Below are 21,996 nucleotides of genomic sequence, written 5' to 3'. Positions count from 1 at the left end.
GCTCTCTTTATGACACCTCGTCGGTATTGCATTCAGGGGCATCGGAAATCCAGCGAATTTTTTTCAGCCTTTCGATTTCGGACCTTATGCGCCTACCAAGTGACCAGATCATGAAAAGCCGCTGATTTCTTGACGATCTTCCGAACAAACCGCCGCTTTGCAGCCAGTAGCCTTGAGGGGTGAAGACCACCCGATGCGCCCGCATGGTATGATCGAAGATCATCAACGTGACCGACCTGCCATCCTGCGCAAGCGAGTGCGCCTGCACCTGCATGCGCCGGCGCGAAAACCACCGTCCCGTCAGCAAAGCCGGGTCCGGGGCGGGCGCGGACAGAAGCGGCCGAAAGGCGGGGCTGGTTCCACTCGCTTCAAATGAAGACACGGACAGCGTTCTGCCTGCGTCCAGCCCGGCTTCGAACCCGTCAAGCAGCTTGTCCCCGGCCTGCTCGGTCAATGCACCGGAGTTCACCAGTCGTTCGACCCGTTCGGATTGTTCCGCCCTGATCGAGGCAAGGCCTTCTGCCACCTCGTCTCCGGTGGCATGCTTCTGCAGATAGTGCATGCTGCTTTGGCCAATTTCGAACAGGCTGAGCGGTACACGGTCCCCGGTGCGGCGTTCACTGGCGGCGTATCCATGGTGAACAGTGGCGGACGGCGCATGAACGACCCGGTGACCGGCGCGCATCAGACGATAGGCAAGATCGGTTTCATCAAGGTAGAACGCGAATCCTTCGTCGAACCCCCCTAGCGCAACGGCCACCTTCCGGCGGATCGCCATATTGGTGCCTTCCAGCTTGACAGCGCGACCTTCCGGCAATGGACCCGGGGGCGCAGGGAACGCTTTTCCAAGCTGGTCAACGACACGATTGGCCCACTGAACGCTGATGCCGTTCCGCCCCAGAACAGTGCCTGTCGCGGCGGCAATATCAGTGTCTAACAAAGGGGAAACGAGATGAGTCAGCCATGTAGGCTCTGGCACCGCATCATCGTCGATGAATGCCACGATCTGGCCGCAAGACAGTGCCAGCCCGGCGTTGCGTGCAGCAGAGATATTGGGGGTGTCCTGCAACGCTGTCTTGACTCGGTCGCCAAAGGGCAGATCGGCAATGGCTTCAAGACCCGCGGCATCGGCCACGACGACCAGCTCGAAGGGACGATAGAATAGCTGCCCGATCCCGATCAAAGCCCTGCGCAGCAAGGCGGGGCGCCCGTGACTGACGACAATGACGCTGACGGGCGGGCAGTCTGTCAAGGCGCCCCCATCTCAGCCAGCATGGTCTCTATTCTCGGCACGTCTTCCGGGTTGTTCAGCTCCCAGAACTTGCGGCCTCGCGCCTCCACCTCGACACACAGAACGTTGTGACCGTTTTCAAGGAACCGAAGCTGTTCCAGCCCTTCCAGTGTTTCCAGCGCGCCAACCGGCCAGGTCGAGTAGGCCGACAAGGCATCGGGCCGATAGGCATAGACACCGACATGGTGGAACACCGGAGTCGGCTCATCGCGCTGATAGATACGGCCCGTGTAGGGGATGACCTCTTTCGAGAAATAGAGCGCATGACGATTGGCGTCGAAGACCGCCGTTGTGCCGCCAACGCGCCCTGCATGCCGGTCGGCCATAAGCGCCGAATGGGTTTCCCCGTCACAGCACAGAACCGGGGTAGCAAGGGCCGCATCGGGGGCGGCTTTCAGTCCGCTGATCAGATCCTCCAGAAACCAGGCGGGCGTCAGCGGTGCATCCCCTTGAAGGTTCACCACCATGTCTACGTCATCGCCCAGCATGCCCAGCGCTTCGGCACAGCGTTCTGTGCCGTTTCGGCAGCTGTCCGATGTCATCAGCACCTCGGCCCCGAACGCCTCTGCCGCCGTGCGGATTCGATCATCGTCCGTCGCCACATAGACCGCATCCACGCCATCAACTTCTTGCGCAGCCATCCAGCTGCGTTCGATCAGACTGCGGGACATGCCGGTGGCGCCCTTCAGCTCTGCCAGCGGCTTGCCGGGATAACGTGTCGACGCATAGCGAGCGGGGATGATGCAAACAGTGGTCATTCAGCCAGCCTTGAGATCGACGCCCGGAGCATGGGCGATGAAGAACGGGTTCTCATATCCCGGTTTACCGTAGGTGAACGGGGTGTGATCGTCGAACCGGATCACATGCCCACCCGCACCACGCAGAACCGCGTCACCCGCTGCCGTGTCCCATTCCATCGTCCGGCCAAGACGCGGGTAGAGATCGGCCTCGCCCGTTGCGACCAGACAGAACTTGAGGGATGACCCCGCGCTCTTCATGTCTTCGACATTGTACTTGCCGATATAGGCATCGGTCGCGGCATCCCGGTGCGACTTGCTTGCGACGACCAGAAGAGCCGAATTATCCGGTTTAGAGACTGAAATCGCGGCAACGTTGCCCTTGTTATCAATGTCGAACGGCCCGGTTTCCTCGACGGATCGACCATCAGCCTCGGTGTAGAACAACCGCCCCTTGGCAGGCGCATAAACGACTCCTCGGATCGGCACGCCGTCCTGCACAAGGGCGATGTTCACCGTGAAATCGCCCCGGCGCTTGATGAATTCCTTGGTGCCGTCCAGCGGATCGACGATGATGAAACTGCTGGCGGATTGCTCGTGGCTGGCTGCCTGTTCCTCGGTCACAAGAACCATGTCCGGGAAAGCCGATCTGATCCCTGCCGAAATCAGGGCATCGGCGGCCTCATCAGCCTCGGTCACCGGGCTTTCGTCCGACTTTGCCTTCACCTCGAAATCATCGGCATTGTAAATCTCCATGATTCGATCACCAGCCTGCAGGGCCAGGGTGCGGAAGACTTTCTCGATACTGGGGAAATCCATCCCGTTCCTCCTTGGGAGTTTCATTGAAAAAACCACTTTTTGCCGTTATCGTCGCCTAACAAGAATTGAGCAAGGTATCCCTGCGACAAAGACGGGGGCCAGACGTTCGGGCAGATAACATTTCGGTACACGCATGCAGTTCGGTCATTCCAGACGCAAATCGACCTTCGCCATTCTGCTGAGTCTGGCTGAGCTGACATATACCTCCACGGTTCGAAAGGTCCGGCAATCGCACGGCAATGCCATCATGGCCCTGCTCATGAGCATGCTTCAGGCGATCCTGTTCGTCGTGGCCTTCTACTTCATGTTCACGGTTCTGGGCACGCGTAGCATGATGATCCGGGGGGATTTCCTGATCTACCTCGTGACCGGCATTTTCCTCTATCTGACCCATATCAAGGCCCTTGGTGCCGTCATGGGGGCAGAGGGTCCGACCTCGGCCATGATGCTGCACGCGCCGATGAATACGATCGTGGCCATCGTGTCGTCGGCCCTGTCCGCACTGTATATCCAGACGCTGTCGCTCTGCGTGATCCTGTTGGGGATTCACACGATCTTTGACGGGCTGGTCATTCATGACTGGTCGGGCGTGATCTTCATGTATCTGCTGTCATGGGCATCCGGCTGCGCGGTCGGGCTGATCTTCATGAACCTAAAGCCCTGGTTCCCTGATCTGATCGGGATCCTGCAAAGCGTTTATACCCGTGCAAACATGATCGCGTCCGGCAAGATGTTCGTTGCAAACGCATTGCCGGCCATGATGCTGCCCTGGTTCACGTGGAACCCGCTGTTCCACCTGATCGACCAGGCGCGCGGCTTTGCCTTCAATAATTACTTCCCGCATCACACCAATTGGCACTACCCGATCTATTTCACCATCGCCCTCGTGATGCTGGGGCTCATGGGCGATTTCTATACCCGGAAACGGGTTTCCGCGAGCTGGACGGCAGGACGATGAAAAAACTTCTTTTGACCCTATTCCTTGTTATTCTTGGCCATGCAGTGGCAGCCCAGGTACATGATTACCCCGCGCTTTACCGTGTCACCGGTGTGGCTGCGACAGACGTGCTGAACGTGCGGTCCGGTCCCGGCGTAAACCATCAGATCATCGGGTCTTTCGCCCCGAACCAGACCCATGTGGAGGTTGTGGGCACGACTGAAGATCGCCGTTGGGGCCGCGTCATCATCGGGGAAACATCCGGCTGGTCCTCGATGCGGTTTCTCAGCCGCATGGGGCCGGACTGGAACGCAGGCCTTCCCGCACCGCTCTATTGCCATGGGACGGAACCGTTCTGGAGCTTTGAGCGCCTGATCGGTGGCGGCAACTTCAACAGCGTGACGATGGCCGCCCCGGAACCCTTCGCAGAATTATGGAGCGGAACCGCCTCTGCCAGGGGACCGCAGGCGTTCGGCATGGTTCTGGACAGCGGCAATTCCAGGATGACGGCCTTCATCCGCCGCGGCATCTGTTCAGATGGCATGAGCGACCGGGACTACGGCATCATCGCCCATTTCCTGCGCACGAGCCCCCAGGGGTCCGAGCTGCTGGAAGGCTGCTGTTCCCTGTCGCGCTAATCGACCACGCGCAAGGTCAGGTTGATCCTCCCCCCGTTCGGCAACAGCGGGGAGGAGCCAAACTTGATGCGGTCGATCCCGTGATGGCGTAGCCGCGCCTCGCCACCCATCACCACCACATCACCGGACCGCAGCCAGACGGATCTGGTCGCTCCGCCACGTTCGACATTGCCCATCCGAAACAGGGCCTCATCCCCGAGTGAGATGGACAAAACCGGCTGGCTGAAATCCTGTTCGTCCTTGTCCTGATGCAGCCCCATGCGGGCGCCTTCGCCATAGAAGTTGATCAGACAGCAATCCGGCGTCCGATCGGTCCCCGACAGATCCTGCCAGACGGCCAGAATGCTGCTCGGAATCGCGGGCCACTCCATCCCGTTCGGATGCGTCGCCTCATAACGGTAGCCCCGCCTGTCACTGACCCAGCCGAACCGGCCCGCAGACGTCATGCGCACCGACATCTGCTGCCCGCGAGGCGTTACGGGGTGAAACAGCGGCGCCGCTTGAACAACCTTGCGGATATCCGCGACCATCTGCACCTGCGCATCGGGCGACAGGTGGTCGGGATAGATGTCGAAGCCCTGAATCTGCAGCTTGTTCATGGGCGCACCTCTCTCAATCTCTTCCACGGATGGAACCTGAGTCGGATTCCGTCCATTTCAACGCTTTGCCACGCTTGCAGCGGCCGGAACCCCCACTTATATACCCTGCGAAGCTCGGTCGGGGCACTCTCCGGCCAAATTGGGATAAGGGGCCGGGGGCCGCAATCGGACCCGCCCCCTGCAACATCGCCTTGAAGAAGGAATGACAAAGACATGGCCAAAGTGATTGGTATCGACCTCGGCACCACGAACTCCTGTGTTGCCATCATGGACGGATCGCAGCCCCGCGTTATCGAGAACTCGGAAGGCGCACGCACCACCCCTTCGATCGTCGGCTACACCGATGACGAAAAGCTGGTGGGTCAGGCCGCAAAGCGGCAGGCCGTCACCAACCCTGACAACACCATCTTCGCCGTAAAGCGACTGATCGGCCGCCGCGTGGGCGACCCCGCGGTCGAGAAGGACAAGAAACTGGTGCCCTATGCCATCGTGGACGGTGGCAATGGCGACGCCTGGGTCGAGGTGAAGGGCGAGAAGTACAGCCCCAGCCAGGTGTCCGCGCTGATCCTGGGCAAGATGAAGGAAACCGCCGAAAGCTATCTTGGCGAGGAAGTGACGCAAGCCGTCATTACCGTGCCCGCCTATTTCAACGACGCCCAGCGTCAGGCCACCAAGGACGCCGGCAAGATCGCCGGCCTCGAAGTGCTGCGCATCATCAACGAACCGACCGCCGCCGCGCTGGCCTATGGTCTGGACAAGAAGGACAGCAAAACCATCGCGGTCTATGACCTTGGTGGCGGTACCTTCGACATCACCATTCTGGAGATTGACGACGGCCTCTTCGAAGTGAAATCCACCAACGGCGACACCTTCCTTGGCGGTGAAGACTTTGACATGCGCATTGTCAACTACTTGGCGGACGAGTTCAAAAAGGAACACGGCGTCGACCTGACCAAGGACAAGATGGCCCTGCAGCGTCTGAAAGAGGCCGCCGAGAAAGCCAAGATCGAACTCAGCTCCGCCACCCAGACCGAAATCAACCAGCCCTTCATCTCGATGGGCAAGGACGGCACGCCGCTGCATATGGTCATGAAGCTGACCCGCGCCAAGCTGGAATCGCTGGTGGGTGATCTGATCAAGGCGTCGCTCAAGCCCTGTCAGGCCGCGCTGAAGGATGCTGGCCTGTCCAAGGGCGAGATCGACGAGATCGTCCTGGTCGGCGGCATGACCCGCATGCCCAAGGTGATCTCGGAAGTGTCGAGCTTCTTCGGCAAGGAACCGCACAAGGGTGTGAACCCCGACGAAGTCGTGGCCCTGGGTGCCGCCATTCAGGCCGGTGTTCTTCAAGGCGACGTCAAGGACGTGGTTCTGCTGGACGTGACGCCCCTGTCGCTTGGCATCGAAACGCTCGGTGGTGTTTTCACCCGCCTGATCGACCGCAACACGACGATCCCGACCAAGAAGTCGCAGATCTTCTCGACCGCGGAAGACAACCAGAACGCCGTGACCATTCGCGTGTTCCAGGGTGAACGGGAAATGGCGGCCGACAACAAGATGCTGGGCCAGTTCAACCTTGAAAACATCCCGCCCGCTCCGCGCGGCATGCCCCAGATCGAAGTGACCTTCGACATCGACGCCAACGGCATCGTGTCCGTGGGTGCCAAGGACAAGGGCACCGGCAAGGAACAGCAGATCACCATCCAGGCATCCGGTGGCCTGTCCGATGACGATATCGAACGCATGGTGCGCGAAGCCGAAGAAAACGCCGAGGCCGACAAGAGCCGCAAGGAACTGGTCGAAGCGAAGAACCAGGCCGAAAGCCTGATCCACTCGACCCAGAAGTCGATGGAAGAACATGGCGACAAGGTCGATCCGACCACCATCGAAGCCATCGAACTGGCGATCAAGGCGCTGGAAGAAACGCTGGACTCCGAAGACGCGGCCAAGATCAAGGGCGGCATCCAGAACGTCACCGAAGCCGCGATGAAGCTGGGTGAAGCCATCTACAAGGCCCAGGCCGAGGAAGCTGGCGAAGACGCGCCTGACGGTGTGGACGAACCCGGCGGCGTCGATGACGACATCGTGGACGCGGATTTCGAGGATCTCGACAACGACCGTCGGTCGTGATCGCGTGAACTGACCCACGTGCGACCGGCTGAGGACACCCCTTGGCCGGTCTGCGCGTTTGAGGAAGGCAGCAATCCAAATGGCAAAACGCGACTATTACGAGGTTCTCGGGGCCTCCAAGGGGGCCTCGGCGGACGAACTGAAAAAGGCCTACCGCAAGAAGGCCAAGGAACTGCACCCGGACCGCAACGCGGACAATCCGGATGCCGAGGCTCAGTTCAAGGAAGTCAACGAAGCCTACGAAGTGCTGAAGGACGCCGACAAGAAGGCCGCCTATGACCGCTATGGTCACGCGGCATTCGACGGCGGCATGGGCGGCGGCCCGCGCGCGGGCGGTGGCCGGGGCCAGGGCGATTTCGCCAGTGCCTTTTCCGATGTGTTCGAAGACCTGTTCGGCGATTTCATGGGAGGTCAGCGCGGTGGTGCCCGCAACAGGGCCACGCGCGGATCCGACCTGCGCTATAACCTGCGAATTTCGCTGGAAGAGGCCTATGCGGGCCTGCAAAAGGCGATCACCGTCCCGACCTCTGTGTCTTGCGGTGAATGCAACGGCAGCGGCGCGGAAGGCGGGGCCGAGCCCCAGACCTGCCCCACCTGTTCCGGCATGGGCAAGGTGCGCGCTCAGCAGGGCTTCTTCACCGTTGAACGCACCTGTCCCACCTGTTCGGGCGCGGGTCAGATCGTGAAAAACCCCTGCCGTGTCTGCGGTGGATCGGGCCGGACCGAGAAGGAGAAGGCCCTGTCGGTCAACATCCCCGCCGGTGTCGAAACAGGCACCCGCATTCGCCTTTCGGGCGAGGGAGAGGCCGGGCTGCGCGGCGGGCCTCCGGGTGATCTCTATATCTTCATCGAAGTGCAGGATCACGCGATCTTCCAGCGCGACGGGCTGGATCTGTTCTGCCGGGTGCCGGTGTCGATGACCAAGGCCGCTTTGGGGGGCGAGGTCGAGGTGCCCACGATCGACGGTGGCCGCAGCCGCGTGAAGGTGCCGGAAGGGTCTCAATCCGGGCGTCAGATGCGCCTGCGGTCCAAGGGCATGCCCGCCCTACGCGGCACCGGTCAGGGCGATATGTATATCGAGCTGGCGGTGGAAACCCCGGTGAAACTGACCAGCGAACAGAAAGAGCTGTTGCGCCAGTTCGAGGAGTCCTGCGCCAAGTCGAACAACCCGAATGCCACCGGCTTCTTCGACAAGGTCAAGAATTTCTGGGACGGGATGACGAGCTGAAATCGCCCGGTTTAGAGACGAAACAGGCCCGCGAGAGTCAATCTCGCGGGCCTTTTCCATTCAGTGGCCAATGCGGCTGGCGGCCATCGCGGCCATGTTCAGGATGTCGTTCGAGGTAGACCCCGTCGAGCAGATCTGCACAGGATGTTCCAGCCCCGTCAGGATCGGACCGATCACGGTCGCGCCAGCCATTTCCTGCATCAGCTTGACCGAGATCGACGCCGAATGCCGCGCCGGCACCACCAGCACATTCGCGGGACCGGACAGGCGGGTGAACGGATACTGCGCCATGACTTCGCGGTTCAGGGCGACGTCGACGGTCATCTCGCCATCATATTCGAAATCCACGTCCCACTTGTCCAGAACCTCTGGCGCAAGGTGCATCTTCTCGGCCCGTTCCGATACCGGATAACCGTAGGTCGAGAAGCTGACGAAGGCCACACGCGGCTCAATCCCCAGTCCACGCGCCACGGTTGCACCGCGCTGCGCGATCAGGGCCAGATCCTCGGCCTCGGGCCATTCATGGACCAACGTATCGCCGATCAGAACGATCTTGCCCTTGTTCATCAAAACCGTGACCCCAACAGCCCCATCCTGCGCCCGCGCATCGAAGACATGCCCGATCAGTCCCAGCACATGCGCCGATTTGCGGGTGGCCCCGGTCACCAGCCCATCACCATGACCATGGGCCAGCATCAGCGACGAAAACACATGACGATCACGGGCGGCCAGCCGGTGAATATCGGTGCGGTCAAAGCCCTTGCGCTGCAGCCGGTCGTAGAGGAAGGATTTGTAGGTATCGAGATGAGGCGTGTTCGCCGCGTTCACGATCTGCAATTCGCGCACCGCATCGGCAAGACCCACGCTTTCCAGCTTCTGTTTCACATCCGCATCGCGACCAACGACAATGGCCTTGCCCATGCCGTTGCGCTGATAGGCCACCGCCGCGCGCAGGACGCGCACATCATCGCCTTCCGCAAAGATCATGCGGGCCTGCGCCGCGCGGGCGCGCGCGTTGATCCCGCGCAGGATCGAGGCCGTCGGGTCCATCCGCGCATTCAGGGTCTGTGCATAGGCATCAAGGTCGATGATCGGCCGCCGCGCCACGCCGGTTTCCATCCCGGCCTTCGCTACGGCGGGCGGGATCGTGTAGATCAGGCGCGGATCGAACGGCGTCGGGATGATGTAGTCGCGCCCGAAGGACAGCTTGCGCCCATAGGCCATGGCGACCTCATCCGGCACATCTTCACGAGCCAACTCAGCCAGCGCCTCGGCACAGGCGATCTTCATTTCGTCATTGATGGCACGCGCGTGAATGTCCAGCGCCCCACGGAAGAGATAGGGAAAGCCCAGAACGTTGTTCACCTGGTTGGGGTAGTCGCTGCGCCCGGTGGCCACGATGGCATCCACCCGCACCTCATGCGCTTCTTCCGGGGTAATCTCGGGATCGGGATTCGCCATGGCGAAGATCACCGGATTGTCCGCCATGGATAGCACCATGTCCTGCGTCACCGCGCCCTTGGCCGACACGCCAAGGAACACGTCGCAGCCCTTCATGGCATCTTCCAGCGTGCGCGCCTCGGTCTTCACCGCATGGGCCGATTTCCACTGGTTCATGCCCTCGGTGCGGCCCTGGTAGATCACACCCTTGGTGTCGCACATGATGCAATTTTCATGCCGCGCGCCCATGGCTTTGAGCAGTTCAAGACAGGCAATTCCGGCAGCACCCGCGCCATTCAGCACGATCTTCACATCCTCGATCTTCTTGTTCGAGAGATGCAGCGCGTTGATCAGACCCGCCGCACAAATCACCGCGGTTCCGTGCTGGTCGTCATGGAAGACGGGAATGTCCATCTGTTCCTTGAGCGTCTGTTCAATGATGAAGCATTCCGGCGCCTTGATGTCTTCAAGATTGATCCCGCCGAAACTCGGCCCCATCAGGCGCACTGCCTTGATGAATTCGTCCGGGTCCTCGGTGTCCAGCTCGATATCAATGGAATTGACGTCGGCAAAGCGCTTGAACAGCACCGCCTTGCCTTCCATCACCGGCTTGGACGCCAGCGCGCCGAGGTTCCCCAGACCCAGCACCGCCGTGCCGTTGGAAATCACCGCCACCATGTTGCCCTTGGTGGTGTAGTCATAGGCCAGTTCCGGGTTCTCGGCGATGGCCTCGCACGGGACGGCGACACCGGGTGAATAGGCAAGGCTCAGATCGCGCTGCGTGGTCATCGCGGTCGAGGCCTGAATGTCGATCTTCCCCGGACGCGGTTCCAGGTGATAGGCCAGCGCCTCTTCGCGTGTGACTTTCGTCTTGTTCGACATTTTCGCTCGGTCTCCGTTTTTCCAGCCAGATTGTCTTAGAGCGATTGCCCCTACGTCACAACCAAGCAGTTTTGCGGCCTTTTACCCGGCCCGCGCAATTTGTACTGTGGCGGCGCAGGCAAGGGGATGTCGATGACCGCACAAGTGACGCCGATGATGGCGCAATTCCTAGAGATCAAGGCGCAACACCGCGACGCGCTGCTGTTTTACAGGATGGGCGACTTTTACGAGATGTTTTTTGACGATGCCGTCGCGGCAGCCGAGGCGCTGGATATCGCGCTGACGAAACGCGGCAAACATCTGGGCGAAGACATTCCCATGTGCGGCGTCCCGGTGCATTCCGCCGAGGGCTATTTCCTGACGCTGATCCGCAAGGGGTTTCGCGTTGCGGTCTGCGAACAGATGGAAGATCCGGCAGAGGCGAAGAAGCGCGGATCGAAAGCGGTGGTTCACAGGGCGGTGGTTCGTCTGGTCACGCCTGGCACCCTGACCGAAGACACGCTGCTGGAGGCACGGCACCACAATTACCTCGCCGCCTATGCAGACATCAGGGGAGAGGCCGCGCTGGCCTGGACCGATATCTCTACGGGTGCGTTTCACGTGATGCCCTGCCCGCTGGTGCGGCTTGCCCCGGAACTTGCCAGGCTGTCCCCTCGGGAAATTCTGGTTGCGGATAGTGTCAGGGACGACGTTCTGTCAGTGATCGAAGAGGCAGAGATTCCCGTCACCCCGCTGTCACCCTCCAGCTTTGACAGCGGGGCGGCAGAACGGCGGATTCAGTCTCTGTTTCAGGTGCAATCGCTTGAATCCTTCGGTGCGTTTTCCCGCCCCGACCTGGCTGCGATGGGTGCCATTGTCGACTATCTGGAGATTACGCAGAAAGGCAAACTGCCGCTTCTCAGACCGCCGTCACGAACCTTGGCGCAGCGGATGATGCAGATCGACGCGGCCACCCGGCGCAATCTGGAACTGACAGCCTCCATGAATGGCGGACGCTCCGGGTCGCTTCTCGCCACCATCGACAAGACCCTGACCGCGGGCGGCGCGCGCTTGCTGGAACACCGCCTGTCCAGCCCCTCGACGCAGATCCCCGTAATTGCCGAGCGGTTGGAGACCGTGGAGACATGTGTGGAGGACTCGCGCCTTTGCGATACCCTGCGTGAAACGCTTCGCAAGGTGCCCGATATGGACCGCGCCTTGTCACGCATCGGGCTCGACCGTGGCGGTCCGCGAGACCTGGCCGCCATCAGAAACGGCCTGGCCGAGGCGGCCCAGCTTCACCAAACTCTGAAAGACCGAGACCTGCCCGAAGGTCTTGCCCGTGCCGTGGGCGCGCTATCCGGGCATGAGGATCTGATGGATCAGCTCGATTCAGCTTTGATTGCGGATCCGCCCCTTCTTGCACGCGACGGTGGGTTCATAGCGCCGGGCTACGACAACGACCTGGACGAAACGCGGCAGCTAAGAGACGAGGGGCGCGGCATCATCGGGAAGATGCAGGCCGACTATGCCAAGCAGACCGGCATCCAGTCGCTGAAGATCAAGCACAACAACGTTCTGGGGTATTTCATCGAAACCACCGCGACCCATGCGCAGAAGATGCTGTCGCCACCCCTGTCCGAAACCTTCATTCACCGACAGACCACGGCCAATCAGGTGCGGTTCACGACAGTGGAACTGTCCGAGATCGAAACAAGGATCCTGAACGCAGGCAACCGGGCATTGGAGATCGAGAAAGCTTTGTTTCAGTCTCTGAAACAGGCGATATTGACCCGAAACGAGGAAATCGGAGCCGCGGCAGCGGCCCTGTCCGAGGTTGATCTGACCGCAGCACTCGCGCATCTCGCCCGGTCCGAAAACTGGGTCCGCCCCCAGATGGACAACAGCCGGGATTTCATCGTCGAGTCCGGCCGCCACCCTGTCGTGGAACACGCGTTGCAGAAGGACGGTGAGCCCTTCATTGCCAATGACTGCGATCTGACCGCCGAGGGCAATGCCGCATCATTGACCCTGCTGACCGGCCCCAACATGGCCGGTAAATCGACCTACCTGCGCCAGAACGCGCTGATTGCGATCCTCGCCCAGATGGGCAGTTTCGTCCCGGCAAGGTCCGCGAAGATCGGCCTTGTCAGTCAAGTGTTCAGCCGTGTCGGGGCCTCCGACGATCTGGCGCGGGGACGATCGACCTTCATGGTCGAGATGGTCGAAACCGCCGCGATCCTCAACCAGGCCGATGACCGTGCGCTGGTCATCCTCGATGAAATCGGCCGCGGCACCGCCACCTATGACGGTCTTTCCATCGCATGGGCCACCTTGGAACACCTGCACGAGGTCAATCGCTGCCGTGCCCTTTTCGCCACCCATTACCACGAGATGACCAGCCTTGCCGACCGGATGGAAGGCGTCAAGAACGCCACCGTCGCCGTCCGCGAATGGGAAGGCGACGTGATTTTCCTGCACGAGGTACGCCCCGGTGCCGCCGACCGCAGCTACGGTGTGCAAGTGGCAAAACTGGCAGGCTTGCCCGCATCGGTCGTGGCGCGTGCCCACGATGTGCTGGATGCTCTGGAAAAAGGCGAACGGGAAGGCGGCGAACGTCAGAAGGCGCTGATCGACGACCTGCCGCTCTTCTCGGCCACTCCCGCCCCGGCCCCGCAACCTGTGAAACCTTCACCGATCACGGACCGGTTGAAAGACATTCACCCGGACATGCTGACACCCAAGGATGCGCTCGACCTGATATACGAGCTGAAGGCACTTGAAACAGACTAAGACGCGCACAATTCGTCTAAAATTGTCCGCGCCCTTTCATCTTGGCCCAAATACCTCGGGGGTGCGGGGGCTGGCCCCCGCTGCGCTCCCTCTCCGCCTTTACGACGCCGGAGTGGAAGACACCCCAACCTGCGCCGGGCGCAGCAGCCGGTCATGCAGCAGGAAACCGACAGCCATCACCTGAATGATCTCTCCCGCCTTGGTGCCAGGAACCGGGGCCTCGAACATCGCCTCGTGTTCATTGGGGTTAAAGACATCGCCAGTTTCGGGAACAACCGGCGTCACCCCATGCTTCGAGAAGACGTTCAGCAATTCGCGGAGGGTCAGTTCGACGCCTTCGATCACGGCCGCCGCAACCTCGTTCTCTTCCTTGTTCGCCGCTTCCAGGGCGCGCTGCAGGTTGTCGTAAACCGGCAGCAGATCGCGGGCCAGTCTTGTGCTGCCATAATGCTCTGCCTCGCGCCGATCCCGATCCGCACGTTTGCGCACGTTTTCCGATTCCGCCAGCGTCCGCAGCAGGCGGTCTTTCAGCTCATCGCGTTCCGCGCGCAGGGCATCAAGCTCCAGCTCTTCGGCAGAAACCTCTTCCTGCTCATCATGTTCCAGCGCGGCCTCCAGTTCGGCCTCCAGCGCTTCGGGGTCGTCCAGGAATGTTTCTTCCTTGGGGTCTGCCATCTCAAACCTCTTATGCCTGGTCCGAAATCAGCTTCCCGACCAGTTGTGCCGTGTAATCCACTATCGGAACGATCCGGCCGTAATTGAGCCTCGTGGGCCCGATCACACCGACCGCGCCGATGATCTTTCGATCAGCGTTCATATATGGGGAAACCACCAGAGAGGAACCCGAAAGTGAGAAAAGTTTGTTCTCTGACCCGATAAAAATGCGCACACCATCGCCTTCTTCGGTCAGTTCCAGAAATTCGGTAATATCCCGCTTGCGTTCGAGGTCATCGAACAGCGTCCGGATACGCTCCATCTCTTCGGATTCGCCGCCCGATTCCAGCAGATGTGACCGGCCCCGGACAATCAACCGCTCCGTCCGGGCGCCCTCGTTCTCCCAGATCGCGGCCCCGCTTTCGATAAGCTCTCGGGCCAGTTGGTCGATCTCCTGCCGTCGTTCCTGCACCTCGGTTTCCATCAGGCGGCGGATCTCGGTAACGGTCTTCCCTTCCGCCAGCGCATTCAGGAAGTTCGCCGCTTCCCGCATGGAACTTGGTGTTTGCCCCGGAGGCGGCGTGAAAATCCGGTTCTCTACATGCCCATCGGCAAACACCAGCACAACCAGCGCTTTGTTGGAGGCCAGTTGCACGAATTCAATATGCTTGATCGGAGCCTCATGCTTGGGGGCCAGCACAAGGCTGGCGCCCTGTGTCACACCTGACAGGGCAGACCCCAGCAGATCCAGCTTATGCGCCACGTCGGTGTTGTTGCCGCCGACGGTCGCCTCGAGTTTTTCGCGGTCGGCCAGGGTCAGATCGCCGACTTCCAGCAGGCCATCGACGAACATCCGCAGCCCCAGTTCCGTGGGAATTCGGCCCGCAGACACATGCGGGCTGTCAAGCAGTCCCAGAAGCTCCAGATCCTGCATCACATTGCGGATCGTCGCCGCCGACACCTTCTCGGACAGCGACCGTGTCAGAGTCCGCGAGCCCATCGGCGCGCCGGTTTCCAGATAGCCTTCGACCACCCGGCGAAACACCTCGCGGGAGCGTTCGTTCATCTCGGCAAGAATATTCGCGGTTTCCGGCATCTTTTTCGGTGCTGTCAGGTCAGAATCATTAAGAAGCGGCAGCGGCAGAAGGTCAATCGGGGTTGCGTGTCGCAGGGGCTAGGGACTATCCCCATGCCCAACGATATGCAGGAGATAGATATGCGCCCGTCCGGCAGAAACCTAGACCAGATGCGTCCGATTGCCATTGAAACCGGCGTGACCCGCCATGCAGAGGGCTCTTGCCTGATCAAGGTCGGCAACACCCATGTGCTGTGCACCGCGTCGCTGGAAGAGCGCGTGCCGCCGTTCCTGCGTAATACCGGGCTTGGCTGGGTGACAGCAGAATACGGCATGTTGCCCCGCGCCACCCATACGCGGATGCGGCGGGAGGCGTCTGCTGGCAAGCAATCCGGAAGAACACAAGAAATTCAACGCCTTATCGGGCGTTCCCTGCGCGCTGGCATTGACCGCGTCGCGCTTGGTGAGCGGCAGATCACCGTCGATTGCGACGTGATCCAGGCCGATGGCGGCACCCGTTGCGCCGCGATCACCGGCGGTTGGGTTGCGCTGCGCCTTGCGGTGAACAAGCTGATGAAGGCTGGCGATGTGATCTCTGATCCGATCATGGATCACGTGGCCGCCGTGTCTTGTGGGGTTTTTGCCGGCCAACCGGTGCTGGATCTGGACTATGATGAGGATTCCGAGGCCGGGACCGATGGCAACTTCGTCATGACCGGCGCGGGCCAACTGATCGAGCTGCAAGCCAGTGCCGAGGGCGCAACTTTCAGCCGCGACCAGTTTAACGAGTTGATGGACCTGGCCGACAAGGGCGTGGCCGAACTGGTCGCAGCCCAGAAAGCGGCGGTGGCCTGATGCGCAAGTTCACCGGCGACACCCTGCTCGTTGCGACTCATAATCAGGGCAAGCTGGAGGAGATTGCGCATCTGCTGGAACCCTTGGGCATCTCCGTGACCTCCGCCAAGGAACATGGGCTGCCCGAGCCGGAGGAAACTGGCACAACCTTCGTCGAAAACGCCCGGATCAAGGCCCATGCCGCGGCGAAGGCCACCGGCCTGCCAGCCCTGGCCGACGATTCCGGCATCGAGATCGACGCGCTTGGCGGCGCGCCCGGTGTCTACACCGCCGATTGGGCGGAAACGCCGAATGGGCGGGATTTCGTGATGGCGATGACCCGGACACATGAAGAACTGGAAAAGGTCGGGGCCAAAGCCCCGCGCACGGCCCGGTTCTGCTGCACGCTGGTTCTGGCCTGGCCCGATGGGCATGACGAGGTCTTCCCCGGCGTGATGGAAGGCGATGTTGTCTGGCCAATGCGCGGCGATCAGGGTCATGGCTACGACCCGATCTTCCAGCCGCAGGGCTATGACATCACCTTCGGCGAAATGGACCGGTGGGAAAAGAACCAGATCAGCCACCGCGCCGACGCGTTCCGCAAACTGGTGGCCGCCCTTGGAAAGTGACGACTGGCAACAGGGCGGGTTCGGGCTTTACCTGCACTGGCCCTATTGTCTGGCGAAATGCCCCTATTGTGACTTCAACAGCCATGTCGCTTCGCAGGTCGATCAAAGCCGTTGGAAGACGGCCTATCTCTCGGAAGTGAGGAGATATGGTGATCTTACCCAAGGGCGAACACTAGATACTGTGTTCTTCGGGGGTGGCACACCCTCCCTCATGGACCCGGAACTGGTTCATGCGGTGCTGGAAGAAATCCGCGCAACCTGGCCTCAATCCAACACATTCGAGGTGACGCTGGAGGCCAACCCGACCTCGGTTGAAGCTGGCCGTTTCGCCGGGTTTCGCGATGCGGGCGTTAATCGTATTTCCATGGGAATTCAGGCGCTTAATGACGACGACCTGAAGCGTCTCGGTCGCATGCACAGCGCGAAGGAAGGGCGCGAGGCCTTTGATATCGCCCGAAAGCTCTTCGCTCGGGTCAGTTTCGACCTGATCTATGCCCGCCAGCATCAGACGCCGCAGGACTGGGCGGAGGAACTGAAACAGGCTCTAAGTATGGCGATTGACCACCTCTCGCTCTATCAACTGACCATCGAAGAAGGCACCGCATTCGGGGATCGCTACGCTATCGGTCGCCTGCCCGGCTTGCCGACGGATGACCACGCCGCCGATATGTATGACATCACGCAGGAGATCACCGAGGCCGCTGGAATGCCCGCCTACGAGATCTCCAACCACGCGCGCGACATGGCCGAAAGTCGGCACAACCTGATCTACTGGCGCTATGGTGACTACATCGGGATCGGCCCCGGCGCACATGGGCGGTTGACCCTGAATGGCACCCGATACGCGACTGAGACCCCGCTGACGCCCACGACATGGCTGACCCAGGTCGAAACCCAGGGTCTCGGCGAGTCGGTGCGAGACCCGATCAGCCCCATGGATCAGGCAACTGAGTATCTGATGATGAGTTTGAGGCTGTCCGAGGGGAGCTCTCTCGTGCGATTCAATGACCTATCGGGCGTTGAGTTGCCACGAGATCGACGAGAGAGACTACAAGATATGGGGTTTTTGACCGAAAACGCCAACAAAATAAGGGCAACCAAGGCTGGTCGCCCCATCCTAAACAGTCTGCTTAGAGAGCTGCTTTCCTAGCCATCAGAGTTCAGAATCTGGATGATATCGTCCAGCTGACCAAGATCCGCGTATTTGATCGAGATCTTGCCGGTTCCGCTTTCCGCATCGTGGTCGATGCTGACTGGCAGGCCAATTGCCGCAGACAGATCGGATTCGAGCGCCTTGGTATCGGCATCCTTGTCACCGGCGGGGCGCTGTCGGGTTGCCCCACCGGTCGGCGTCGCCGGCTTGCGCATCCGCTTTTCAACATCACGCACGGACAGGCCCTTGTTGATCACCTCACGCGCAATGCTGACCGCATCTTCGCTGCCCACCAGAGCCCGCGCATGACCGGCACTCAGCTGCCCATCCCGCAGATAGCCCTGAACCTCCTCCGGCAGGGTCAGCAGGCGCATGAGATTCGCGATATGGGATCGGCTTTTGCCCATGGCGGTCGCCAGCCGTTCCTGCGTGTGGTTGAAGCGGTCCATCAACTGGCGATAGCCCATGGCTTCTTCCACCGGGTTCAGGTCAGCCCGCTGGATATTCTCGATGATTGCGACTTCCAGAACCTCGGTGTCATCAAACTCGCGCACGATGACGGGCACTTCATGCAATTGCGCCATTTGGGCGGCTCGCCAGCGCCGTTCACCGGCAACGATCTGAAATTGACCCTCAAACGCAGGATCAGGCCGAACGATCAACGGTTGGATGATCCCCTTTTCAGCGATGGACGCGGAAAGCTCCTCCAACGCTTCCTGGGTGAAAGCGCGACGGGGCTGATCCGGGTTTGGCCGCACCGATTCGATCGGGACGGTCATATCCGCACGGCGCGGCGCGTCCGGCGCGGCGCTCTCCGCCTCTGTGGGCTCGTTTATATCGGCCATCAACGCTGATAGTCCGCGTCCCAGGCCCCTGCTCTTTCTCGTTGTCATGGTCTTTGTCCTCTCAGGCCTGCTGCAACTGTCGGTCCAGCACTTCCCGCGCCAGATCGCGATAGGCTTCGCTTCCGCGCGAGGTCGGATCATATTGCAGGATCGACATTGCGTAAGATGGTGCCTCGCTGAGCCTTACATTTCGGGGGATTCGGGTCTGATACACCAGATCCCCGAGGTTCTCGCGGGCGTCCTCCTCTACCTGGCGACAAAGGTTGTTGCGCATGTCGTACATGGTCAACACCACACCTTCGATCCTCAGTGCAGGATTGGCGGATTGGCGCACCTCACGAATGGTGAGCATGAGCTGAGACAGGCCCTCCAACGCAAAGAATTCCGACTGCAACGGCACCAGAACCGCATCCGCCGCCACCATCGCGTTGACTGTCAGAAGGTTCAACGAAGGCGGGCAATCCATCAGGATCATGTCGAATCCAGCCACCATTGCGGGCGCCAACGCATCTTTCAGAAGAAAAACCCGGTTTTCATTGCTCACAAGCTCCACATCGGCAGAGCTGAGATCGGTTGTCGAAGGTGCGATCCACAAGTTGTCAACACCGGTTGGCAACACGATCTCTCGCAGTGGCATGTGTTCGATCAGAAGATCATACGTCGTAACCCCGCGCTGATCGACGTCGATTCCCAACCCGGTTGACGCGTTGCCCTGCGGATCCAGGTCGATCACCAACACCCTTTGACCTTCGGCAGCCAGAGCCGCGCCAAGATTGATTGCGGTGGTCGTCTTTCCGACCCCACCTTTCTGATTCGCTATCGCTATGCAGCGGGGTCGCCGGGACTCAGGCACGTCGAATATCTCCGATTTTCAGAATCACGGCCCCATCGGCCGTCTGGCTTGGGATAGAATCCATCGTCATGCGCCATGTCTCAAGCGCTTCTTCCACTTCTTGCCCATGTGTCGCGCCTTTCAGGAACAGGGCGGTGCCGTCAGGCGACAGATGCCGTTCCGCATGGCCAAGCAGTTTGGTCAGTGAGGCAAGCGCGCGGGCCGACAGAACAGCGGCGTTTTGTGGGGGAGCCTCTTCTATGCGGCGAGTCAGAACTCCGATTTTCAGGCCCATTTCCGCTGCGACGGTCCGCAGAAAACTCCCTTTGCGCAGGTCGCTTTCGATGAAAGTGAATCGCATGTCTGGTGCTTTTTCAAAGGCGATAGCTGCACAAACAAGCCCCGGAAACCCCGCGCCCGACCCGATATCGAGCCACAAACCTACTTTAGCCTCACATAGATCGAACACCTGCGCGGAATCAAGGAAATGGCGCGTCCAAAGCTCCGGGATCGTGCCGGGCGACACCAGGTTGATCGCCTTCTGCCACTTCACCAAAGCCGCAGCAAATGTTTCCAGCCGCTCAAATGTTTCACGTGAAACATCCGCCTGCAGCCGCGCGCGGGCCTCTTGCTCGGTCATGCGCGCTTCCGTTCATGTTGGCGGATCTTGGTCAGGAGCAATGTCAGCGCTGCGGGAGTCATACCCTCAATGCGCCCGGCCTGCCCGAGTGTTTGAGGCTTGATCATTGTCAGCTTGCCACGCAGCTCATTCGACAATCCGTCAATACCATCATAGCTGAACTCCACCGGAATCTTATGCGCCTCGTCCCGCTTCAGCGCCGCCACATCGGATTTCTGACGCTCGATATAGCTCGCATAAAGCGCCTCTCGGCTGAGCTGTTCTTTCGTCTCCAGATCTATCGCATCAACCTCAGGCCAAATAGCGGAAAGATCGTCCATCGTGATATCGGGGAAAGACAACAGCGATAGCGCGGTTCGGCGTTGGCCATCCTGATTCACGTTGAGGCCATTGTTGCGGGCTTCCGTCGGCGTCAGGTCGAGCGATTGCATCACGTCATAGCCCTTGGCCAGCCGTTCCATCTTGTCCTCGAAGGCTGCAATCCGCGCGTCGCTGGCGATTCCAAGTTCCATCGCTCGGGGGGTCAATCTCTGATCCGCATTGTCCGCGCGCAGCGTCAGGCGGAACTCGGCCCGGCTCGTGAACATGCGGTAAGGTTCCGCGACTCCGCGCGTGACCAGATCGTCAATCATCACACCGATATAGGATTCACTGCGGCTGAAGGTCACCGGCTCCTGATCCAAGATTTGTTGAGCAGCGTTCAGTCCCGCTACAAGACCTTGTGCCGCTGCTTCTTCATACCCGGTCGTGCCGTTGATCTGACCGGCTAGGAACAGGCCCGGCACATCCTTGACCTCCAATACCGGGCTCAGCGCACGCGGATCGACATAGTCGTATTCGATGGCATAGCCCGGCTGCAGGATTTCCGCCCGCTCCAGCCCGCGGATAGAATGCACATAGTCATGCTGCACCTCTTCGGGCAAGGATGTGGAAATGCCATTCGGATAAACGGTGTCATCGTCCAGCCCCTCTGGCTCCAGGAAGATCTGGTGCGACTCCTTGTCGGCAAACCGCACGATCTTGTCTTCGATCGACGGGCAATAGCGCGGGCCGATCCCCTCGATATGGCCCCCATACATCGCCGACCTGTCGAGATTGTCTCGGATGATCTGGTGGGTCGCTGCGTTCGTATGCGTGATGCCACAGGAAATCTGGCGCACCTGCGGACCTTTGGACAGGAACGAGAACATCACCGGATCTTCATCCGCCGGCTGACTGTCGAGTATATCCCAGTTGATCGTTTTCCCATTCAGGCGCGGTGGCGTGCCGGTTTTCAAGCGCCCGAGCGGCAGGCCAAATTGGTCTATCCTCTCCGCCAGCAGGTTGGACGGTTTGTCGCCCATGCGCCCACCCGGGCGTTGCTTATCGCCGATATGGATGATGCCGCGCAGGAAGGTGCCAGTGGTCAATACCACGGCGCGCGCGCTGATTTCGCTGCCATCTTCCAGCCGGACACCGGCGATGCGACCCGCATCCATCATCAGGTCGGACGCTTCGCCTTCGATGATGGAAAGATTCGGCAATCTGGCCAGCTCCGCCTGCATGGCGAGGCGATAGAGTTTCCGGTCAGATTGCGTGCGCGGCCCCTGCACTGCGGGCCCCTTGCGGCGATTGAGCAGGCGGAACTGGATGCCCGACGCATCCGCCACGCGCCCCATAGCCGCACCGAGTGCATCAATCTCTCGGACCAGATGCCCTTTGCCCAGGCCCCCGATGGCCGGGTTACAGGACATGACCCCGATGGTATCCGCGCGCAGCGTCAGCAAAGCAACACGCACGCCCCGACGCGCGGCCGCATGCGCCGCGTCGGACCCGGCATGGCCGCCGCCGATCACCACCACATCGAAATCCAGATGTTTCACGT

19 protein-coding genes are annotated in these 21,996 nt (G+C 60.5%); 8 read left to right on the top strand and 11 right to left on the bottom strand.

The window, feature by feature from the left end; translation table 11 throughout:
• Positions 1 to 7: 7 nt before the first annotated feature.
• From RBB16_RS01480 to cysQ, 3 genes are read right to left on the bottom strand one after another with little or no spacing between them, the layout of a single operon-like run.
• The gene (locus tag RBB16_RS01480) at positions 8 to 1,252 is read right to left on the bottom strand and encodes a glycosyltransferase family 2 protein (protein WP_306044438.1); all 1,245 of its coding nucleotides are present in this window, start codon (positions 1,250 to 1,252) and stop codon (positions 8 to 10) included.
• Positions 1,249 to 2,049, bottom strand: coding sequence for a 3-deoxy-manno-octulosonate cytidylyltransferase (locus RBB16_RS01475; protein WP_306044437.1), 801 nt, complete (start codon positions 2,047 to 2,049; stop codon positions 1,249 to 1,251). The genes RBB16_RS01480 and RBB16_RS01475 overlap by 4 nt, the downstream gene beginning before the upstream one ends.
• Positions 2,050 to 2,847: a 3'(2'),5'-bisphosphate nucleotidase CysQ gene (gene cysQ / locus RBB16_RS01470; RefSeq protein WP_306044436.1), complete on the bottom strand. Its 798-nt coding sequence runs from the start codon at positions 2,845 to 2,847 to the stop codon at positions 2,050 to 2,052. It lies immediately after the preceding gene.
• A gap of 133 nt (positions 2,848 to 2,980) precedes the next feature.
• Here cysQ and RBB16_RS01465 point away from each other — a divergent pair, with 133 nt between their 5' ends.
• Positions 2,981 to 3,805, top strand: a complete 825-nt coding sequence (locus RBB16_RS01465) for an ABC transporter permease (RefSeq protein WP_127561240.1) — start codon at positions 2,981 to 2,983, stop codon at positions 3,803 to 3,805.
• The gene (locus RBB16_RS01460; RefSeq protein ID WP_306044434.1) at positions 3,802 to 4,422 is read left to right on the top strand and encodes an SH3 domain-containing protein; all 621 of its coding nucleotides are present in this window, start codon (positions 3,802 to 3,804) and stop codon (positions 4,420 to 4,422) included. Before RBB16_RS01465 ends, RBB16_RS01460 begins: the two co-directional genes overlap by 4 nt.
• Here RBB16_RS01460 and RBB16_RS01455 read toward each other — a convergent pair.
• Positions 4,419 to 5,021, bottom strand: a complete 603-nt coding sequence (locus RBB16_RS01455) for an alpha-ketoglutarate-dependent dioxygenase AlkB (RefSeq protein WP_306044433.1) — start codon at positions 5,019 to 5,021, stop codon at positions 4,419 to 4,421. The two genes, RBB16_RS01460 and RBB16_RS01455, sit on opposite strands and share 4 nt — an antisense overlap.
• A 213-nt stretch (positions 5,022 to 5,234) precedes the next feature.
• Here RBB16_RS01455 and dnaK point away from each other — a divergent pair, with 213 nt between their 5' ends.
• Entirely contained in the window at positions 5,235 to 7,148 is a 1,914-nt protein-coding gene (gene dnaK / locus RBB16_RS01450; protein ID WP_306044432.1) for a molecular chaperone DnaK, read from the top strand.
• Positions 7,149 to 7,227: 79 nt separating this feature from the next.
• Positions 7,228 to 8,376 (top strand): molecular chaperone DnaJ, encoded by a 1,149-nt coding sequence (dnaJ, locus tag RBB16_RS01445; protein ID WP_306044431.1) that lies wholly within the window; start codon positions 7,228 to 7,230, stop codon positions 8,374 to 8,376.
• Positions 8,377 to 8,436: 60 nt separating this feature from the next.
• Here the strand turns inward: dnaJ and RBB16_RS01440 are convergent, their stop codons facing one another.
• A complete protein-coding gene (locus RBB16_RS01440; protein ID WP_306044430.1) occupies positions 8,437 to 10,698 on the bottom strand; it encodes an NADP-dependent malic enzyme in 2,262 nt (753 codons plus the stop codon).
• A gap of 132 nt (positions 10,699 to 10,830) precedes the next feature.
• On the opposite strand from RBB16_RS01440, the gene mutS reads away from it, so the two are divergent.
• Positions 10,831 to 13,470: a DNA mismatch repair protein MutS gene (mutS, locus tag RBB16_RS01435; RefSeq protein WP_306044429.1), complete on the top strand. Its 2,640-nt coding sequence runs from the start codon at positions 10,831 to 10,833 to the stop codon at positions 13,468 to 13,470.
• 99 nt (positions 13,471 to 13,569) lie between these two features.
• On the opposite strand, the gene RBB16_RS01430 is transcribed toward mutS, so the two are convergent.
• Positions 13,570 to 14,145: a nucleotide exchange factor GrpE gene (locus RBB16_RS01430; protein ID WP_306044428.1), complete on the bottom strand. Its 576-nt coding sequence runs from the start codon at positions 14,143 to 14,145 to the stop codon at positions 13,570 to 13,572.
• Between the two features lie 10 nt (positions 14,146 to 14,155).
• On the bottom strand, positions 14,156 to 15,220 hold the full coding sequence (gene hrcA, locus RBB16_RS01425) for a heat-inducible transcriptional repressor HrcA (protein ID WP_306044427.1): 1,065 nt from the start codon (positions 15,218 to 15,220) through the stop codon (positions 14,156 to 14,158).
• Between the two features lie 120 nt (positions 15,221 to 15,340).
• Here hrcA and rph point away from each other — a divergent pair, with 120 nt between their 5' ends.
• From rph to hemW, 3 genes are read left to right on the top strand one after another with little or no spacing between them, the layout of a single operon-like run.
• The gene (gene rph / locus RBB16_RS01420; RefSeq protein WP_071691706.1) at positions 15,341 to 16,054 is read left to right on the top strand and encodes a ribonuclease PH; all 714 of its coding nucleotides are present in this window, start codon (positions 15,341 to 15,343) and stop codon (positions 16,052 to 16,054) included.
• Positions 16,054 to 16,662 (top strand): RdgB/HAM1 family non-canonical purine NTP pyrophosphatase, encoded by a 609-nt coding sequence (gene rdgB, locus RBB16_RS01415; protein ID WP_306044426.1) that lies wholly within the window; start codon positions 16,054 to 16,056, stop codon positions 16,660 to 16,662. The genes rph and rdgB overlap by 1 nt, the downstream gene beginning before the upstream one ends.
• Positions 16,652 to 17,812, top strand: a complete 1,161-nt coding sequence (gene hemW, locus RBB16_RS01410) for a radical SAM family heme chaperone HemW (protein WP_306044425.1) — start codon at positions 16,652 to 16,654, stop codon at positions 17,810 to 17,812. Before rdgB ends, hemW begins: the two co-directional genes overlap by 11 nt.
• Here the strand turns inward: hemW and RBB16_RS01405 are convergent.
• From RBB16_RS01405 to mnmG, 4 genes are all read right to left on the bottom strand, one after another.
• Complete coding sequence (locus RBB16_RS01405; RefSeq protein ID WP_306044424.1) at positions 17,809 to 18,660, bottom strand: ParB/RepB/Spo0J family partition protein; 852 nt, start codon at positions 18,658 to 18,660, stop codon at positions 17,809 to 17,811. The genes hemW and RBB16_RS01405 overlap by 4 nt on opposite strands.
• A 61-nt stretch (positions 18,661 to 18,721) precedes the next feature.
• Entirely contained in the window at positions 18,722 to 19,522 is an 801-nt protein-coding gene (locus RBB16_RS01400; protein WP_371931202.1) for a ParA family protein, read from the bottom strand.
• Positions 19,506 to 20,132, bottom strand: a complete 627-nt coding sequence (rsmG, locus tag RBB16_RS01395) for a 16S rRNA (guanine(527)-N(7))-methyltransferase RsmG (protein WP_306044422.1) — start codon at positions 20,130 to 20,132, stop codon at positions 19,506 to 19,508. Before rsmG ends, RBB16_RS01400 begins: the two co-directional genes overlap by 17 nt.
• Positions 20,129 to 21,994, bottom strand: a complete 1,866-nt coding sequence (mnmG, locus tag RBB16_RS01390; protein ID WP_306044421.1) for a tRNA uridine-5-carboxymethylaminomethyl(34) synthesis enzyme MnmG — start codon at positions 21,992 to 21,994, stop codon at positions 20,129 to 20,131. Before mnmG ends, rsmG begins: the two co-directional genes overlap by 4 nt.
• Between the last annotated feature and the right edge of the window lie 2 nt (positions 21,995 to 21,996).

This window comes from Nioella sp. MMSF_3534 (assembly GCF_030732985.1).
Lineage (GTDB): Bacteria > Pseudomonadota > Alphaproteobacteria > Rhodobacterales > Rhodobacteraceae > Nioella.
Note: the sequence above shows the minus strand (reverse complement) of the source record. Positions and strands in the feature narration are given on the sequence as shown.

Bases quoted from the DNA above. Each gene is read 5' to 3' on its own strand.
- RBB16_RS01475 (WP_306044437.1), bottom strand. From the start codon at position 2,049: ATGACCACTGTTTGCATCATCCCCGCTCGCTATGCGTCGACACGTTAT.
- cysQ (WP_306044436.1), bottom strand. From the start codon at position 2,847: ATGGATTTCCCCAGTATCGAGAAAGTCTTCCGCACCCTGGCCCTGCAG.
- RBB16_RS01465 (WP_127561240.1), top strand. From the start codon at position 2,981: ATGCAGTTCGGTCATTCCAGACGCAAATCGACCTTCGCCATTCTGCTG.
- RBB16_RS01460 (WP_306044434.1), top strand. From the start codon at position 3,802: ATGAAAAAACTTCTTTTGACCCTATTCCTTGTTATTCTTGGCCATGCA.
- RBB16_RS01455 (WP_306044433.1), bottom strand. From the start codon at position 5,021: ATGAACAAGCTGCAGATTCAGGGCTTCGACATCTATCCCGACCACCTG.
- dnaK (WP_306044432.1), top strand. From the start codon at position 5,235: ATGGCCAAAGTGATTGGTATCGACCTCGGCACCACGAACTCCTGTGTT.
- dnaJ (WP_306044431.1), top strand. From the start codon at position 7,228: ATGGCAAAACGCGACTATTACGAGGTTCTCGGGGCCTCCAAGGGGGCC.
- RBB16_RS01440 (WP_306044430.1), bottom strand. From the start codon at position 10,698: ATGTCGAACAAGACGAAAGTCACACGCGAAGAGGCGCTGGCCTATCAC.
- mutS (WP_306044429.1), top strand. From the start codon at position 10,831: ATGACCGCACAAGTGACGCCGATGATGGCGCAATTCCTAGAGATCAAG.
- RBB16_RS01430 (WP_306044428.1), bottom strand. From the start codon at position 14,145: ATGGCAGACCCCAAGGAAGAAACATTCCTGGACGACCCCGAAGCGCTG.
- hrcA (WP_306044427.1), bottom strand. From the start codon at position 15,220: ATGCCGGAAACCGCGAATATTCTTGCCGAGATGAACGAACGCTCCCGC.
- rph (WP_071691706.1), top strand. From the start codon at position 15,341: ATGCGCCCGTCCGGCAGAAACCTAGACCAGATGCGTCCGATTGCCATT.
- rdgB (WP_306044426.1), top strand. From the start codon at position 16,054: ATGCGCAAGTTCACCGGCGACACCCTGCTCGTTGCGACTCATAATCAG.
- RBB16_RS01405 (WP_306044424.1), bottom strand. From the start codon at position 18,660: ATGGCCGATATAAACGAGCCCACAGAGGCGGAGAGCGCCGCGCCGGAC.
- rsmG (WP_306044422.1), bottom strand. From the start codon at position 20,132: ATGACCGAGCAAGAGGCCCGCGCGCGGCTGCAGGCGGATGTTTCACGT.